This is a genomic window from Conservatibacter flavescens, assembly GCF_002795425.1.
Classification (GTDB): Bacteria; Pseudomonadota; Gammaproteobacteria; order Enterobacterales; family Pasteurellaceae; genus Conservatibacter; species Conservatibacter flavescens.
The window spans coordinates 49,098-65,793 of record NZ_PHHA01000014.1; the positions used below are offsets into that span (position 1 = coordinate 49,098).

General features: G+C 40.1%; 17 protein-coding genes. 7 read left to right on the forward strand and 10 right to left on the reverse strand.

The window, feature by feature from the left end; all coding sequences use genetic code 11:
• Nucleotides 1-16: 16 nt before the first annotated feature.
• From ileS to radC, 3 genes are all read right to left on the reverse strand, one after another.
• Complete coding sequence (gene ileS / locus CVP05_RS06405; protein ID WP_100288750.1) at nucleotides 17-2,818, reverse strand: isoleucine--tRNA ligase; 2,802 nt, start codon at nucleotides 2,816-2,818, stop codon at nucleotides 17-19.
• Between the two features lie 4 nt (nucleotides 2,819-2,822).
• Complete coding sequence (gene ribF / locus CVP05_RS06410; protein ID WP_100288751.1) at nucleotides 2,823-3,764, reverse strand: bifunctional riboflavin kinase/FAD synthetase; 942 nt, start codon at nucleotides 3,762-3,764, stop codon at nucleotides 2,823-2,825.
• A 66-nt stretch (nucleotides 3,765-3,830) separates the two neighbouring features.
• Nucleotides 3,831-4,499, reverse strand: coding sequence for a RadC family protein (gene radC, locus CVP05_RS06415; protein WP_100288752.1), 669 nt, complete (start codon nucleotides 4,497-4,499; stop codon nucleotides 3,831-3,833).
• 231 nt (nucleotides 4,500-4,730) lie between these two features.
• Between radC and coaBC the strand changes: the two genes are divergently transcribed.
• From coaBC to crp, 5 genes are all read left to right on the forward strand, one after another.
• Nucleotides 4,731-5,945, forward strand: a complete 1,215-nt coding sequence (coaBC, locus tag CVP05_RS06420; RefSeq protein ID WP_100288753.1) for a bifunctional phosphopantothenoylcysteine decarboxylase/phosphopantothenate--cysteine ligase CoaBC — start codon at nucleotides 4,731-4,733, stop codon at nucleotides 5,943-5,945.
• Nucleotides 5,932-6,387 carry a dUTP diphosphatase gene (dut, locus tag CVP05_RS06425; protein ID WP_100288754.1) on the forward strand — a complete coding sequence of 152 codons (456 nt, stop codon included), beginning with the start codon at nucleotides 5,932-5,934 and terminating at the stop codon, nucleotides 6,385-6,387. The genes coaBC and dut overlap by 14 nt, the downstream gene beginning before the upstream one ends.
• A gap of 1 nt (nucleotide 6,388) precedes the next feature.
• Nucleotides 6,389-7,003, forward strand: coding sequence for a nucleoid occlusion factor SlmA (gene slmA, locus CVP05_RS06430; protein ID WP_100288755.1), 615 nt, complete (start codon nucleotides 6,389-6,391; stop codon nucleotides 7,001-7,003).
• A gap of 35 nt (nucleotides 7,004-7,038) precedes the next feature.
• Nucleotides 7,039-7,257, forward strand: a complete 219-nt coding sequence (locus CVP05_RS06435; protein ID WP_100288756.1) for a YheU family protein — start codon at nucleotides 7,039-7,041, stop codon at nucleotides 7,255-7,257.
• 86 nt (nucleotides 7,258-7,343) lie between these two features.
• Nucleotides 7,344-7,994: a cAMP-activated global transcriptional regulator CRP gene (gene crp / locus CVP05_RS06440; protein ID WP_100288757.1), complete on the forward strand. Its 651-nt coding sequence runs from the start codon at nucleotides 7,344-7,346 to the stop codon at nucleotides 7,992-7,994.
• Nucleotides 7,995-8,037: 43 nt separating this feature from the next.
• On the opposite strand, the gene glmS is transcribed toward crp, so the two are convergent.
• The 7 genes from glmS to gpt form a co-directional block, all read right to left on the reverse strand.
• Entirely contained in the window at nucleotides 8,038-9,870 is a 1,833-nt protein-coding gene (gene glmS / locus CVP05_RS06445) for a glutamine--fructose-6-phosphate transaminase (isomerizing) (RefSeq protein ID WP_100288758.1), read from the reverse strand.
• 98 nt (nucleotides 9,871-9,968) lie between these two features.
• A complete protein-coding gene (locus CVP05_RS06450; protein ID WP_100288759.1) occupies nucleotides 9,969-10,733 on the reverse strand; it encodes a DeoR/GlpR family DNA-binding transcription regulator in 765 nt (254 codons plus the stop codon).
• Between the two features lie 144 nt (nucleotides 10,734-10,877).
• A complete protein-coding gene (locus CVP05_RS06455; protein ID WP_100288760.1) occupies nucleotides 10,878-11,150 on the reverse strand; it encodes an HU family DNA-binding protein in 273 nt (90 codons plus the stop codon).
• 164 nt (nucleotides 11,151-11,314) lie between these two features.
• Complete coding sequence (locus CVP05_RS06460; RefSeq protein ID WP_100288761.1) at nucleotides 11,315-11,911, reverse strand: YjaG family protein; 597 nt, start codon at nucleotides 11,909-11,911, stop codon at nucleotides 11,315-11,317.
• Nucleotides 11,912-11,928: 17 nt separating this feature from the next.
• Nucleotides 11,929-12,993 carry a uroporphyrinogen decarboxylase gene (gene hemE / locus CVP05_RS06465; protein WP_100288762.1) on the reverse strand — a complete coding sequence of 355 codons (1,065 nt, stop codon included), beginning with the start codon at nucleotides 12,991-12,993 and terminating at the stop codon, nucleotides 11,929-11,931.
• A gap of 3 nt (nucleotides 12,994-12,996) precedes the next feature.
• Nucleotides 12,997-13,773 (reverse strand): NAD(+) diphosphatase, encoded by a 777-nt coding sequence (nudC, locus tag CVP05_RS06470; protein ID WP_100288763.1) that lies wholly within the window; start codon nucleotides 13,771-13,773, stop codon nucleotides 12,997-12,999.
• A 56-nt stretch (nucleotides 13,774-13,829) separates the two neighbouring features.
• Nucleotides 13,830-14,291, reverse strand: coding sequence for a xanthine phosphoribosyltransferase (gene gpt, locus CVP05_RS06475; protein WP_100288764.1), 462 nt, complete (start codon nucleotides 14,289-14,291; stop codon nucleotides 13,830-13,832).
• Between the two features lie 326 nt (nucleotides 14,292-14,617).
• On the opposite strand from gpt, the gene CVP05_RS06480 reads away from it, so the two are divergent.
• Both CVP05_RS06480 and CVP05_RS06485 read left to right on the forward strand, forming a co-directional pair.
• Nucleotides 14,618-15,154: a GNAT family N-acetyltransferase gene (locus CVP05_RS06480; protein WP_165773131.1), complete on the forward strand. Its 537-nt coding sequence runs from the start codon at nucleotides 14,618-14,620 to the stop codon at nucleotides 15,152-15,154.
• Nucleotides 15,155-15,224: 70 nt separating this feature from the next.
• A complete protein-coding gene (locus tag CVP05_RS06485) occupies nucleotides 15,225-16,685 on the forward strand; it encodes an aminoacyl-histidine dipeptidase (protein ID WP_100288766.1) in 1,461 nt (486 codons plus the stop codon).
• Nucleotides 16,686-16,696 lie beyond the last annotated feature (11 nt).

Here is a 16,696-nt window from a genome sequence, read left to right on the forward strand (position 1 = left end):
TATTTCCCATTATTGATTAGGCAAACTTGCGCACTTCGCCATTGCCATCCACATTGTCAACACAACGAGAACAAAGCGAATGTTCATCTTTGCTATCGGAGTAATGCCAGCAACGTGGGCATTTATGATTTGCTGAACGAATCACTTTAATCGCTAAGCCTTTCACTTCACCTTCCGCCACATCTGACTCTGCCAATGGTTTGACTTCCGCTTTAGACGTAATTAATACAAAACGCAATTCATCTTTTAATTGATTCAAAATTTGTGCATATTCATCATTTGCATATAACGTCACTTCGGCTTCTAATGCGGCACCTATGGTTTTTTCATTACGAGCCTGCTCTAAAATACGGTTAACTTCATCACGCAAAATCAACACTTGCTGCCAATAACTATCATTCATGGTTTCTGCAGAGTCTAAAGCAAATAGCCCCGTATAAAACTCTTCAGTAAAGACAAACTCACCACGCTCACCTGGAATGTAATGCCAAATTTCATCTGCGGTAAAAGAAAGTACTGGCGCAATCCAACGCACAAGCGCTTCAACAATGTGCCATAATGCCGTTTGGCAGCTACGACGAGCGAGGCTATCTGCTTTCGTTGTATATTGGCGATCTTTAATAATATCTAAATAAAAAGATCCCATTTCAACTGAACAAAAACGCATTAAACGCTGAATCACGGTATGGAATTGATAATTATCATAGGCATCTTTAATTTCATTTTGTGCTTGTAATGCACAATCTACCGCCCAACGATCTAATACGATCATCTCTTCCGGTTTTACCGCATCTCGTTTCGGATCAAAACCATTTAAATTTGCTAGCAAGAAACGCGCGGTATTACGGATACGACGATAGCTGTCTGCCGCACGCTTTAAGATTTCATCAGACACCGTCATCTCGCCAGTATAATCCGTCGAAGCCACCCATAAACGTAAAATATCGCCCCCAAATTTATCCATGACTTCTTGTGGTGTCACAATATTTCCAATAGATTTGGACATTTTTCGTCCCTGACCATCTACCGTAAATCCATGAGTCAATACTTGTTTATACGGCGCTTTATTATCTGTCGCAGTCGACAACATTAATGAAGACATAAACCAACCACGATGCTGATCCGAGCCTTCTAAATACATATCCGCCTCTTGTCCATTAAATTCAGGGCGATCCTTCACGACAGCTGAATAAGTGGAACCTGAGTCAAACCAAACATCAAGGGTATCTGGCACACGGCTATAATATTGCGCATCCTCACCTAGCAATTCTTTTGGATCCAAATCCCACCAAGCTTGAATACCCGTTTTCTCCACTCGCGTTGCCACTTCTTCTATTAATTCCAATGTGCGTGGGTGAAGAGTTTCGGTCTCGTTATGGATAAATAAGGCAACTGGCACTCCCCAAGTACGTTGACGAGAAATACACCAATCTGGGCGATTTTCAACCATTTTTTCAATACGTGCTTGCCCCCAATCCGGAATCCAACGCACTTTTTGAATCTCGCTTAATGCCTGTTGACGCAAACCTTTTACATCCATACCAATAAACCATTGTGGTGTGGCACGAAAAATAATCGGTGTTTTGTGTCGCCAACAGTGTGGGTAGCTATGTTTAATTTTGCTTAATTTTAATAACGCTCCCACTTCTTCGAGTTTCTCGATCACTTTACCATTTGCTTCAAAAACGCCTAATCCCGCAAAAAACTCCGCATGGCTATTAAATTTACCATCATTGCCAATTAAGCCAGCCATACCGATATGGTATTTTTGTGACACGACATAGTCATCTTGACCATGATCAGGTGCAGTATGTACTAAACCAGTCCCGCCATCTGTAGTCACATGCTCACCTAAAATAAGTGGCACCGTATATGAATAGAAAGGGTGATTAAATTGTAATAACTCAAGGACCGCGCCTTTTGCCTCGCCTAGCACAACCGGATTCTCCACCCCAGCTGCTGTGGCAACACTTTCAACCAGTTCTTTTACTAAAATCACACGTTCATCACCTAGTTGAACCAATTGATAATCTAATTCTGGATGAATAGAAATCGCTTTATTCGACGGCAATGTCCAAGGGGTCGTTGTCCAAATAACCGCAGAAATACGGCCATGCCCTTTTTCCCTTAAGTTAAATTTATCTTCAACGGCTTTTTCATCTGCTGCCGGAAAACGCACATAAATAGAAGGGGAGGTTTTATCCTCGTATTCCACTTCGGCTTCTGATAAGGATGAACCACAATCTAAACACCAATGGACTGGTTTTGCGCCTTTATATAAATGGCCATTCGCGACGGCTTTACCAAAGGCACGGATAATATTTGCCTCAGTATGGAAGTTCATTGTTAAATAAGGATTATCCCAATCTCCAAGAACCCCTAAACGGATAAAATCTTTTTTCTGTCCTTCCACTTGTTCGGCGGCATATTGTCGACAAGCGGCTCGAAATTCTGCAGCCGTTACCTTTTGATTCGGTTTTCCCACTAAACTTTCTACTTTTAACTCAATCGGCAAGCCGTGGCAATCCCAACCCGGTATATAAGGCGAGTCATATCCTAACGCGGTTTTAGATTTCACAATCATGTCTTTTAAAATCTTATTGACCGCATGACCAATATGAATCGTTCCATTCGCATAAGGAGGGCCATCATGCAAAATAAACGATTTTTTACCACGTGAAGCCTCACGCACTTTTTGATATAAATTGCGTTCATACCAGCTTTTCAGCATACCCGGCTCACGTTTTGCAAGATCACCTCGCATAGGAAAGCCTGTTTCAGGTAGGTTTAAAGTATTTTTATAATCGATTTCAGACATTTATCTATTCCATTTCATTCAAATTAAAAAATGTTCTTGCCGTTTCCACATCTCTTGCAATTTGCGCTTTTAACTCTTCAAAAGAAGGGAATTTAATTTCATTGCGAATTTTATGGCATAACGTGACTTGTAAGGTTTGTCCATAAATATCACCATGAAAATCAAAAATATGGACTTCCAGTAATTGCTTTACACCGTTGATCGTAGGACGCTTGCCAATATTCGCAACGCCACAAAAAAACGCTCCAGAATCCAACCGCACTTTCACCGCATACACTCCTTTTACTGGATTCACTTGGCGATGTAGCATAATATTCGCCGTGGGAAAACCGATGGTACGCCCTAGCTTATTTCCATGCGCTACCCGTCCCAAAATTTGGTAAGGTCGCCCCAGTAAACGCTCAGCTAATGCAAGATTATCATGCATTAACGCTTCTCGAATGGCGGTACTGCTAATACGTTTTTCATCTAAACAAAAACTCTGATTATCTTCCACTTCAAAATGAAAGCGTAGGCCCGCTTGTTGTAGCAAATGAAAATCACCCATTCTTTGAGCACCAAAACGAAAATCATCTCCAACGCTCAAAAACTTCACATTCAGTTTTTTTACCAATAAATCATTAATAAAATCTGTGGCGCTTTGCTGGCTAAAAGCATGGTTAAAACGTAAACAAACCACATAATCTACTTTCGCTTCGGCGAGATAATGCAACTTATCACGCAAACGCATCAAACGGGCTGGTGCGTTGTCTCCCATAAAATATTCACGTGGTTGAGGCTCAAACAGCATTACAACCGCTGGCAATTTTAGCTGTTCGGCTTTTTCACGCAAATGCTGCAATACTGCTTGATGGCCAAGATGGACACCATCAAAATTGCCAATAGTTAATGCACAACCATTTGGAAGTTGTGTTTTCAAGTTGTGCATACCACGAATTAATTGCATGAATTTCCCACACGGCAAAATAAAAAGAGAGAATATTGCCGTATTATACGCACAAATAGCACAAGATTAAAGCGACAAGGCATTATTCTCCGCAAAAGAAAAATAACATCCTTTTCCTATGACAAAATGATCTAATACTCGAATTTCCATCAGCGCACAGGCCTGCTGAATTTGTTGCGTAATCAAGCGATCTGAAGCGCTTGGTTCTGCCACCCCCGAGGGGTGATTATGGGCCAAAATAATGGCAGCTGCATTGCAATAGAGCGCCGTTTTAATAATCTCTCTTGGGTATACGGAAGCTTGATGAATTGTTCCAAGAAACATGTGTTCTTTTTTGATTAAACGATGTTGGTTATCTAAAAACAATACCACAAAAATCTCTCGCTCTTGGTGTTCAAGCTCTGCCTGCAAATACATTCTTACTGCGGTAGAGTCAGTCAATACTTCTGTCATAGCCAATTGCTCTGCGAGGTAGCGCTTAGTCATTTCGGTACAAGCTTGTAATTGAATAAATTGTGTAATGCCAAGCCCTTTGACTGCACAAAACTGTTTTCTATCCGCAGCGATCAATCCTCGTAGCGAACCGAAATGTGTCAATACCTGCTGAGATAATTGCATCACCGGGCAATTTTTTATGCCCGTACGCAAAAAAATAGCCAATAATTCATCATCGTCTAAAGCCCCCACCCCATATTTTAATAATTTTTCTCGTGGCATTAAGATCGCTTTTGTCATACAGTTCCTCTTTCTTACTCTCCATTACATAGCAGTATAAAAATGGAACGCTTTTTTATAGTACAAAAAAACCAAAGTAGGCTTTAATTTTGGAAGCTCGATCGCAAAATATGGCGCGATAACATGCTATCTTGATTAAAAATATGAAAGCACTTACTCACATTCCCTTTGTTCTCAACCAAAATTTGCAGTAAAATAACCGCACTTTTCGCTTTTAAAACGGTTTCGTCTATGCAAGGAAAACGCATTGTTGTGGGAATTACGGGTGGCATTGCCGCCTATAAAACAATTGAATTTATTCGCTTATTGCGTAAAAATCAGGCTGAAGTGCGCGTGGTACTCACCCCTGCAGCCAGTGCCTTTGTCACTCCCTTAACCTTGCAAGCGATTTCAGGTAATGCGGTCGCTGAAAGTTTATTAGACCCACAAGCAGAATTAGCAATGGGACATATTGAATTGGCGAAGTGGGCAGATTATATCGTCATCGCCCCCGCCTCCGCTGATTTTATTGCGCGTTTAAATGCGGGCATGGCCAATGATCTATTATCCACCCTTTGTCTTGCCACCCAAGCCCCAATTTTACTTGCGCCAGCCATGAACCAACAGATGTTCGCACAAACCGTTACACAGCAAAACTTAGCGCAATTACAACAGCGTGGTGTTCAATTAATTGGCCCGAATAGTGGTGAACAAGCTTGTGGTGATATTGGCGCGGGACGCATGGCTGAACCGTTAGAAATTTTCACAGCGCTTCTAGAGACTACCACGACACAACAAGATTTACAGGGGTTAAACATCGCCATTACCGCCGGTCCAACGCGTGAAGCAATCGATCCTGTGCGCTATATCAGCAATTATAGCTCTGGTAAAATGGGTTTTGCTATTGCACAAGCTTTTGCTGAGCGAGGGGCGAATGTCACCTTAATTGCCGGCCCAGTCAATTTACCTACCCCTGCGCAAGTACAGCGCATTAATGTTGTCTCTGCTCACGATATGTGGAAAGCAAGCCTAGAAAGTGCGGTTAAAAATGACATTTTTATTGGTTGTGCCGCTGTAGCCGACTATCGGGTCGACCAAGTTGCAGATCAAAAACTGAAAAAATCAGGCGATACCATCACACTCAATCTCATTAAAAACCCAGATATTATTGCCGATGTTGGACATTTAAATGAACATCGCCCTTTCACGGTAGGTTTTGCCGCAGAAACACAAAATATCGAGTTATATGCCCAAGACAAATTGAGCAAAAAAAATTTAGATCTGATATGTGCTAATGACGTTTCATCGCCTCATCAAGGTTTTAATGCCGAACAGAACGCCTTACAGCTATTCTGGAAAAACGGCTCAAAAATGTTACCATTAGCCAATAAAACACAACTTGCACAACAGCTAGTTGAGCAAATTATTCAGCATTATCAAAAAAGAGTAAAATATGAAAAAGATTGATGTAAAAATTCTAGACTCTCGCATTGGCACTCAATTCCCTTTACCTCAATATGCAACTGAAGGTTCTGCGGGCCTTGATTTGCGAGCTTGTCTAACAGAAGAACTTATCTTACAACCAGGGGAAACTCAGTTGATCCCAACGGGATTATCAATCTATATTGCAGATCCTAATTTATGTGCCATGATCTTACCCCGCTCAGGCTTAGGACATAAACACGGTATTGTACTAGGAAATTTAGTGGGATTAATTGATTCCGATTATCAAGGTCCGCTCATGGTTTCTGCTTGGAATCGTAGCCAAGTTCCATTTAAAATTGAAGTCGGCGATCGTATTGCCCAACTGGTCTTTGTCCCTGTTGTCCAAACTGAATTCAATATTGTCACTGAATTTACCGAAACTGAACGCGGAGAAGGCGGTTTTGGACATTCTGGAAAACAATAACATGGCTGAACAAACCCATAATCAAATCATAAAACGTAGTAAACAAGAACGTCGTCAACAGGTCTTGACCGTGTTGACACACATGTTACATTCAGAACGAGGAATGGAGCGTGTAACAACAGCTCGTCTCGCTGCAGAAGTCGGTGTATCGGAAGCTGCGTTATATCGCTACTTTCCGAGTAAAACGAAAATGTTTGAAGCCTTGATTGAATCCATTGAAATCACGTTATTCAATCGAATTACACAATCAATCAAATCTGAAACAAATACGATGAACCGAGTGCATAATATGCTGCAAATGGTTTTAGATTTTGCACGCAAAAACCCCGGTATTACACGAGTATTAACAGGTCATGCACTGATGTTTGAAGATGCTGAACTTCAAATGCGGGTCGCCCAGTTTTTTGATCGTCTTGAATTTCAATTTACCAATATTCTACAGATGAGAAAACTCCGCGAAGGTAAAGCATTTGCTGTTGATGAACGAATTATCGCTTCACATCTTGTGACCATCTGTGAAGGGCAATTTATGCGTTATGTCAGGGCAAATTTCAGACAAATGTCAAACCAACACTTTGAACAACAATGGCGTTTTATTGAACCTTTATTTTTATAAATATAACCTTTGCAAAATCAAAAAGTTAAGAGATAATGATCATTCCCTGGCAAAAACTTGACGAGCATACCTTAGAAAACATTGTTGATAGCGTGATATTACGCGAAGGAACAGACTACGGTATAAACGAACTGTCTCTGACAGAAAAAAGAAACAACCTATTGAACCAAATAAAGCAAGGAAGCGCGGTCATTGTTTGGTCAGAATTACATGAATCAATTGACATAAAAGATAAAACGGAATTTTTAGGTTAGGCCACATTCAATCTTAAGTAATTCCTTAACTTTATAATTTAGCGATACAAGATGTATCATTTATCGAACGGTATTCGAGGTATTTTATGCAGCAAGAACAAAACCCAGCAGCCAATCCTCCAATTGATCCTACGGTGGATTGGTTTTTAACCCATTGCCATATTCATAAATATCCCGCAAAAAGCACTTTAATTCACGCAGGAGAAAAAGCGGACACCCTTTATTATTTAATCAAAGGCTCTGTTGCTGTTTTGGTTAAAGACGATGATGGCAAAGAAATGATTTTATCTTATCTTAGCCAAGGGCAGTTTTTTGGAGAACTAGGCGTGTTTGAAGACCGAGTAACAACACGTAGCGCTTGGGTCAAAGCAAAAACAGCTTGTGAAATTGCTGAAATTTCATATAAGAAATTTCGTCAACTTATCCAAGTTAATCCGGATATTTTAGTTTACTTAAGTCGTCAACTGGCTAATCGTTTACAAAAAACATCAAAACAGGTCACTAACTTAGCATTTTTAGATGTTACGGGGCGAATTGCACAAACATTACTCAATTTAGCAAGAATGCCAGAGGCGATGACTCACCCTGAAGGTATGCAAATAAAAATCACTCGTCAAGAAATTGGACAGATTGTGGGCTGTTCACGTGAGACGGTTGGACGCATTTTAAAAATGCTAGAAGATCAAAATCTGATTTCTGCACACGGAAAAACGATTGTCGTTTACGGTGCTCGTTAATGTATTTAGGGCGTATAATATACGCCCTAACTCTTCCTTAATCTTATTCAACCGTTACAGCTTTCGCCAAATTACGCGGTTGATCCACATCGGTTCCTTTAATTAACGCAATATGATAAGACAATAATTGTAACGGTACCGTATAAAAAATAGGTGCTGTGACTTGATCGACTTTCGGTAAAACAACAATCTTAAAGCCATCAGCCTCGCTAAAGCCTGCTTCATCATCAGCAAAAACATAAAGTTGCCCACCACGAGCGCGCACTTCTTCAATATTAGATTTCACTTTTTCTAATAAATCATTTTCCGGCGCCACTACCACGACAGGCATATCATTATCAATTAAAGCCAATGGTCCGTGTTTTAATTCACCCGCCGCGTAAGCTTCTGCATGAATATAAGAAATTTCTTTTAATTTCAATGCCGATTCCATCGCAATTGGATAATACTCACCACGCCCTAAGAATAATGTATGGTGTTTATCTGCAAAATCTTCTGATAATTTCTCAATCGCTTTATCAAATACTAACGCACTTTCAATTTGCGCAGGTAAACGCTGTAATGCATGTACAATATCCGCTTCTTGTGCTTCCGTTAAATTGCCTTTCAAACGCCCTACTGCTGCATTTAATAACAATAAACAGGTTAACTGTGTCGTAAAGGCTTTGGTTGAAGCCACACCAATTTCAACCCCAGCGCGTGTCATAAATGCAAAATCTGACTCTCGTACTAAAGACGAGCTGGCAACATTACAAATTGTCATTGCCGCCATAAAGCCTTTTTCCTTCGCCAAGCGTAATGCGGCTAAAGTATCCGCTGTTTCACCGGATTGAGAAAGGGTAATCAATAAACTATTTGGACGAGTAACAAATTTACGATAGCGATATTCAGATGCGATTTCTACATCACAACTCACTCCCGCAATTGACTCAAACCAATAGCGTGCAACCATACCCGCATTATAAGACGTACCACAAGCCACGATTTGCACATGTTCAACCTGACTTAAGATCTCCGCTGCATTCGGCGCAATACTGTCAATCAATACTTTTCCGTTAGCAATACGCCCTTCTAAGGTATTCATAATGGCGACTGGCTGCTCAAAAATTTCTTTTTGCATGTAATGGCGATATTGGCCTTTGTCTGCGGCATCACTTTCAAAATTACCTTCGTGGATTTCACGTTCAACTTTGGCGCCAGAGCGGTCAAAAATCTCAACTGTACGGCGAGTAATTTCCGCCACATCCCCTTCTTCAAGATAAATAAAGCGACGTGTGACACTTAATAAAGCCAGTGGATCTGAACCAATAAAGTTTTCACCAACACCTAAACCAATGACTAATGGGCTACCTGAACGAGCCACAACTAAATGTTCTGGTTCTTGTTGATTCATCACCACTGTGCCATAAGCACCACGTAATTGTTTTACCGTCTTTTGTACCGCTTCTAGCAAATTATTGGCACTGCGAAGTTCCCACTCCACCAAATGCGCAATCACTTCTGTGTCCGTTTGAGATTGAAAAACATAGCCTCTCTCTTGCAAGATTTCACGTAGTTCTTCATAGTTTTCAATAATCCCATTATGTACTACTGCAATATTCCCTGAACGATGAGGGTGAGCATTGGCTTCTGATGGCTCACCATGAGTTGCCCAGCGAGTATGCGCAATACCAGTACCACCGATCAAAGGGTGTGATTCAATCGCTTCATCTAATGCTTTCACTTTACCCACTCGACGCACAATTTTCATTTCGTGATCATGGCCAACTACCGCCACACCAGCGGAATCATAACCGCGATACTCCAAACGATGTAAACCATCAACTAAAATTTCTGCTACATCACGCTGTGCTACTGCACCAACAATTCCACACATAATTTTCTTTTCCTTTAATGAATTTTAGCGAAAATTCGCCTTGTATAATATTTCAAGTTCTCCGCCTCTCCTTGCAATAAAGAGGCAAAAACATTCAATTACCCAACACAAACAACTTCAACGCCATGTCGTTCAATCTGTTTTTTAATCTCATGATTTAATTGATCATCGGTTATTAAGATATCTATTTGTGACCAACTCAACTCAACATTCGGCATTTTACGACCAATCTTTTGCGATTCCGCCATGACAATGACCTCGCGTGACACAGAAGCCATCACCTGACTTAATCCCACAAGCTCATTAAACGTCGTGGTTCCTCGTTCTAAATCAATGCCATCTGCGCCAATAAATAATTGGTCAAAATCGTAAGAGCGTAATACTTGTTCTGCAACTTTTCCTTGAAAAGACTCAGAACGCGTATCCCAAGTGCCGCCCGTCATCAGCAATGTCGGTTCATTTTCTAATGCACGCAATTCATTCGCCACTGATAAAGAATTTGTCATCACAATCAGGCCTTGTTTACGGTTTAGTTGTTTAATCAGTGCCGTTGTTGTGCTACCACTGTCCACAATAAGACGATTATGATCGCGAATGCGATCAGCTGCGGCTTTCGCAATAGATAACTTTCGTTTCGAAAGAACTTCATCTTGTTGCTCTTCTAAAAGCTCCACTGGCATTAATATTGCCCCACCATAACGGCGCAATAGAAAGCCACTGAGTTCAAGCGCAGTCAGATCTTTACGAATAGTGACTTCAGAGGTTTCAAAAGTAGTCACTAATTGCTCAACTGTCACTTCACCTTGAGCCTGCAAGAGTTGCATTATTCCGTGACGACGTTGTTGTGTATGACGTTTTGACATAAAAACCTTTCGATTAGAAATTTGAAACGAAATTTTATAGAGTCAAGGGAAAGATGTAAATAGGAAAGGGAGATATTTATGATATTTTACCAAACAAAAAACCCTGCTTCTAACGAACACAGGGTTTTAAATCGTGTTAATTCATTATTTCACAGCGTCTTTAAGCGCTTTACCGGAAACAAAAGAAGGTACTTTTGAAGCCGGGATTTGAATTTCCTTACCAGTTTGTGGGTTGCGTCCAGTACGTGCTTTACGCTCATTAACTTTAAACGTACCGAAACCAATTAACTGTACTGCTTCACCTTTTTTCAAACTTCCAGTGATAGCATCTAAAGTTGCTTCTAAAGCTGCTTTAGCTTGTTTCTTGTTTAATTCAGCAGCACTTGCGATAGCATCAATTAAATCAGTTTTATTCATAATAATAATTACCCTCTAGATTTTGTATCAAAAACTAAATTAGTCGAATCAAGAAATTCCTTTCTATCATACGTCTATTTAAAACTGTTGTGTACACAGCGGAGTTAAGCTTAATCTAACTTTTATCGAATGAAAAGTAATATCTGCTAAAAATGCTAAAAAAATCACATTTCTGGCATAATTTCGACCCCAATATTGCTGACCCCCTCATTTCTTAGGGTATTTTTCAAGGAAATCAACAATTCCGTATCTCTTTCATCACATTCATTTAACGCTCGATAAATCGCCCATTGTACGTCCAATTCCTGCTGAATTTCATCTGTGCCCTTTAATTCAGCTTCTGATAATTCCTTATCTTGCTGAGTTTCTAAATAACCAATCACGGTGTGTAATGAATTAAGACTAATCTTGATCGAACGCTCAATATATTCACCCGCAATTAGGGCATGCAACAATTCGGATAGGCTTTCACACGCATCCAATGCCGGCACTACACCATAAAAATCATAATTGTTCACATCTGGAATAATCGTTTCCAATTTTTCCAATTGATTATCAAAGTTAATTTTTGCCCCTTTTACCGTCAAATATTCCCAAACTAAATTGAGAATATTTTGGTAAGTGTTTGCCAACTCCAATTGTTCTGTCATTTGACAAAATAAACGAAAATTCGGCAACATACGCTCACATAAGCTGGCCATAAACCCTAAACTTTGCCAGCTTTCAAATTTTTCTAAACGCTTATGAATCGGATTTCGCATACTAGGCCACCTTACGTTTATTTATGATACGCTTGAGAAAGCTGATGAATACTGTCAACTAACACTTTAGGGCTTTCTACAGGCACATCTTGATGAATACCATGCCCCAAATTAAACACATGCCCACTACCTTGTCCAAAATCGGCTAAAATCGACCGCACTTCTTGTTCAATACGTGGTGCGGGAGCATATAATATGGAAGGATCCATATTGCCTTGTAAAGCTACTTTATGCCCAACACGCGCACGCGCATCTGCAATATTCACCGTCCAATCCAAACCTAAAGCATCACACCCCGTATCAGCCATCGCCTCTAACCATAGTCCACCGCCTTTGGTAAATAACGTTACAGGGACTTTACGGCCATCATGTTCGCGAATTAAGCCATCTACAATTTGATGCATATACTGCAATGAAAAATCAAGATAATCACGATGAGCCAATACGCCGCCCCATGTATCAAAAATCATCACTGCCTGGGCGCCAGCCTTAATTTGTGCATTCAAATATAAAATGACCGACTGCGCTAATTTATCAAGCAAACTATGCAATAAGTGCGGTTGTGTATATAGCATTTTTTTTATTTTAGTAAATGCTTTACTCGACCCCCCTTCAACCATATAAGTCGCCAATGTCCATGGACTACCTGAAAATCCAATTAACGGCACTTCGCCTTTTAGCTCGCGACGAATAGTACGTACGGCATTCATCACATATTGCAACTCTTGCTCAGGATCGGGAATCGGCAAATTATCCACCGCGCTTTTATTTTCAATTGGCTTCGCAAATTTAGGCCCTTCGCCCGCCCCAAAGCTTAGGCCTAGCCCCATAGCATCAGGAATGGTCAAAATATCGGAAAATAAAATAGCAGCATCAAGTGCATAACGACGTAAAGGTTGCAAAGTGACTTCGCAAGCCAATTCCGCATTACGGCATAAAGACATAAAGTCTCCAGCTTGTGCGCGAGTGGCTTTATATTCCGGTAAATAACGTCCTGCTTGACGCATCATCCATACCGGAGTCATATCCACCGGCTCACGCAATAACGCTTTTAAATAGCGATCATTTTTTAAGGTTGTCATTGTTTAATCTTCTCGTTTACATATAGCTAAAGTAGCTTCAATCAGTTTTCTTGCAATAGTGCCTTGAGGCGGTATTTCTGGCAGTGGCTGACGACAGTCAAACCATTGGGCATCATGAATTTCAGCTTCTTGTAAGCGAATTTCCCCGCTGTCATATTCTGCTAAAAAACCAACCATTTGTGAATTAGGAAACGCCCATGGCTGACTACCAAAATATTGAATATTTTTAACTTTAATGCCCGTTTCTTCAAACACTTCACGCGCAACCGTTTGTTCAAAACTTTCTCCGACTTCGACGAAACCCGCTAGAGTAGTATATATTTTGCTTTCAATATGACGTTTATGATTGGCCAATAAAATGTCTTTGCCACGACGTACCGCAACAATAATAGATGGACAAATCACAGGATATGCCCGAAAACCACAAGCATCACAGTGTACCGCCCATTCATCTTGCGCTAAATCCGTTTTCGAACCACACTTGCCACAAAATTGATGGGTTTTAAAAAAATAATTGAGTTCAACGCCACGACTTAACAGATTAAAAGTCTGTTCCGGTAACACAAGCTGATCACGTAACGACACATATTCACGTTCCTCCTCATGTTCCGCAACCAACCAAAGGGGTTGGTTATCCATTGTACCGATAATCATGCCCTGTTGACCCAACCAAGGGAAAGCATCAGCACGCCCACAGGGCAATTTGCCCTCAATTAAATAAATTGCCGATCCCTGAGTTAATAGCCAATAACCCTGATCATTTGCTTGAATCGTTTGCATAATTTCCCTCGAATAGACAAAAAGTGCGGTAAAAATGACCGCACTTTTTTACAGAATTATTTACGGGAAAGTGGTGGCACAAAGGTAATGCCCATATCCCAAGGTTGTTCAATCCAGGTATTTTGTGGAATATCAATAATATAATCGTCTACAAGTTCTGCGCCTGCTGGTTTAGCAAATACCGTCACAAACTTCGCTTGCGGATACATCTCACGAATAGCTCGTGCAGTATTCCCCGTATCCACTAAATCATCAACCACAATCCAACCTGTGCCATCACCAATTTCAGCCTTATGTAACACACGTAAATCACTCTGCTGATCATGATCATAGCTCGCGATACAAACCGTTTCTACATGACGTACACCTAACTCACGGGCTAATACCGCCGCCGGAAATAAACCACCACGACTCACTGCCACAATGCCTTTCCACTGAGAAGCCGGCAATAAACGCTCTGCTAATTTACGTGCATGCATATGGAACATATCCCATGTCACAACATATTTTTCGCTCATAAAACACACCTTTTCAATTATATCTAAAATAAAATTGTGTAAGGATAACCTGAAATTGTGTTTCATGCCACTGATCTAGTTATTTTTTTTATCCAATAAATACTGCATAACTTACAAAAAAGAAAATAAAAGTAAACTAATGTGATCATTGCCACACACTTTCTCTTATTTTAGTCCTATAATCATTATGCACTTGATGTCATAAGTTCAACCATACTAAATAATTACTAACAATTAAGGAGGTTTCTATAGGAGGCGGATTAGGTATATAGGGTGGCTTCAACCAATCACAGAAAGAAAAAACAAATGAAATGAGGCTAAGAGATATGGATATAATTAGAAAAGAAATAAATACGTGTAATATAGATCTTCATCCTGCAGCAGAAAAATATGCTCAGGATATTTTCGACATAATAATAACGCATAAAAAATATTTAGCTATGTTTTTAGACTGGGTTAATAACATTAACAATATCAATGAGATATTATCATTTTTATCAAAAAGCAAATCCGACTTTGGTAAAAAATCAAATATATACATTATTGAATTTAAGAATAAAATTGTTGGTGTTATATCATTGAACTCAATAGATAAGCATAAAAGAGAAGCTGACATTGGCTATTGGATCTCTCCTGACTATGAAGGATTAGGTATTATATCTAAAAGCCTGCAAACCATGATTGATAAACACAGTCATGAAATTAAAAAATTTATTCTCAAATGTGCAGTTTTTAATACAAGAAGTAATATGGTTGCCTTAAGAAATGGTTTTTCTTACGACTGTATTATACATAAAGGGGAAATAATAAATGGGGTTTATCATGACCAAAATCAATATTATAAATGCTCCTCACTCAAATAAAGACTATTATCTCTATGTCTAATCTTGTAAAATAGTTTATAAATTAACCCTTAAACATACAGGTAATAAAATGTCAACAATACAATCATTACAACCTCATTTATTATGGCAGTGGTTTGCTCAACTTTGTGCGATTCCACACCCTTCTCATCACGAAGAACAGGTTGCTAAGTTCATGTTAGATTGGGCAAAACAACAAGGCTTGTACGCGGAACGTGATGAAGCAGGTAATGTATTAATCCGCAAACCCGCTACAGCAGGTATGGAAGATCGTAAGGGAATTGCATTACAAGCGCATTTAGATATGGTGCCTCAAGCCAATGAAGGGACTGTGCATGATTTTACCAAAGATCCTATTCAACCTTATATTGATGGTGAATGGGTCAAAGCAAAAGGCACAACATTAGGTGCTGATAATGGTATAGGTTTAGCTTCCGCCATGGCTGTGTTAGAAAGTACAGACTTAGCGCATCCCGAATTAGAAGTGTTATTGACTATGACTGAAGAAGCGGGCATGGACGGTGCGAAAGGGTTGCGCCCGAATTGGCTGACTAGCCCAATCATGATCAATACCGATACTGAAGAAAACGGTGAAATTTATATGGGTTGTGCCGGTGGATTAGATGCTAATGCAGAAATGCCGGTTGAACTGGAAGCGAATTCCTTTACCCATAGTTACCAACTGGTGTTAAAAGGGCTACGTGGCGGCCATTCTGGGGGAGATATTCATACAGGGCGCGCCAATGCCATTAAAGTATTAGCCCGTTTTTTGGCAGAATTTAGCCAAAAACAACCGCACTTTGCCTTTGGATTAAGCGATATTCGCGGGGGTTCTGTTCGTAATGCGATTCCGCGCGAAGCATTCGCGACTCTTCATTTTAATGGTGATGTTGCACAACTCAAAAGCGCGGTTGAAAAATTTGAAATTTTACTGCAACAAGAACTCGCATTGGCAGAGCCTAGTTTGACACTCACGCTCGCTGAAACCGCTAAAACAACACACGTCTTTAACCATCATTCCACCCAAACGGTTATTCATTGGTTAAATAGCTTGCCTAATGGGGTGATCCGTAATAGTGATGTGGTAGAGGGTGTGGTAGAAACCTCCCTAAGTTTAGGGGTACTACAGACAACAGAAACCAAAGTACACGCCATTATTTTAATACGTTCACTGATCGAAAGTGGTAAAGAATATGTACAAAGTCAATTACAGTCTTTAACTGAAATGCTGGGTGGTCATGTGGCATTTAGTGGCAATTATCCAGGCTGGGCGCCTCATTCTGACTCTGAAATCATGCAGCTCACAAAAACGCTATATGATGAAGTACTGGGCTATGAATCAGTCGTGAAAGTGATTCATGCGGGTTTAGAGTGTGGATTAATTAAAGAAAAATATCCAAACATTGATGTAGTTTCCATCGGCCCAACTATTCATAACGCTCACTCACCTGATGAAAAAGTGCATATTCCCGCTGTGCAAATTTATTGGGAATTACTGAGCAAAATTTTAGCGAATGCACCGAAGAAGTAAAAGGGAAGTGT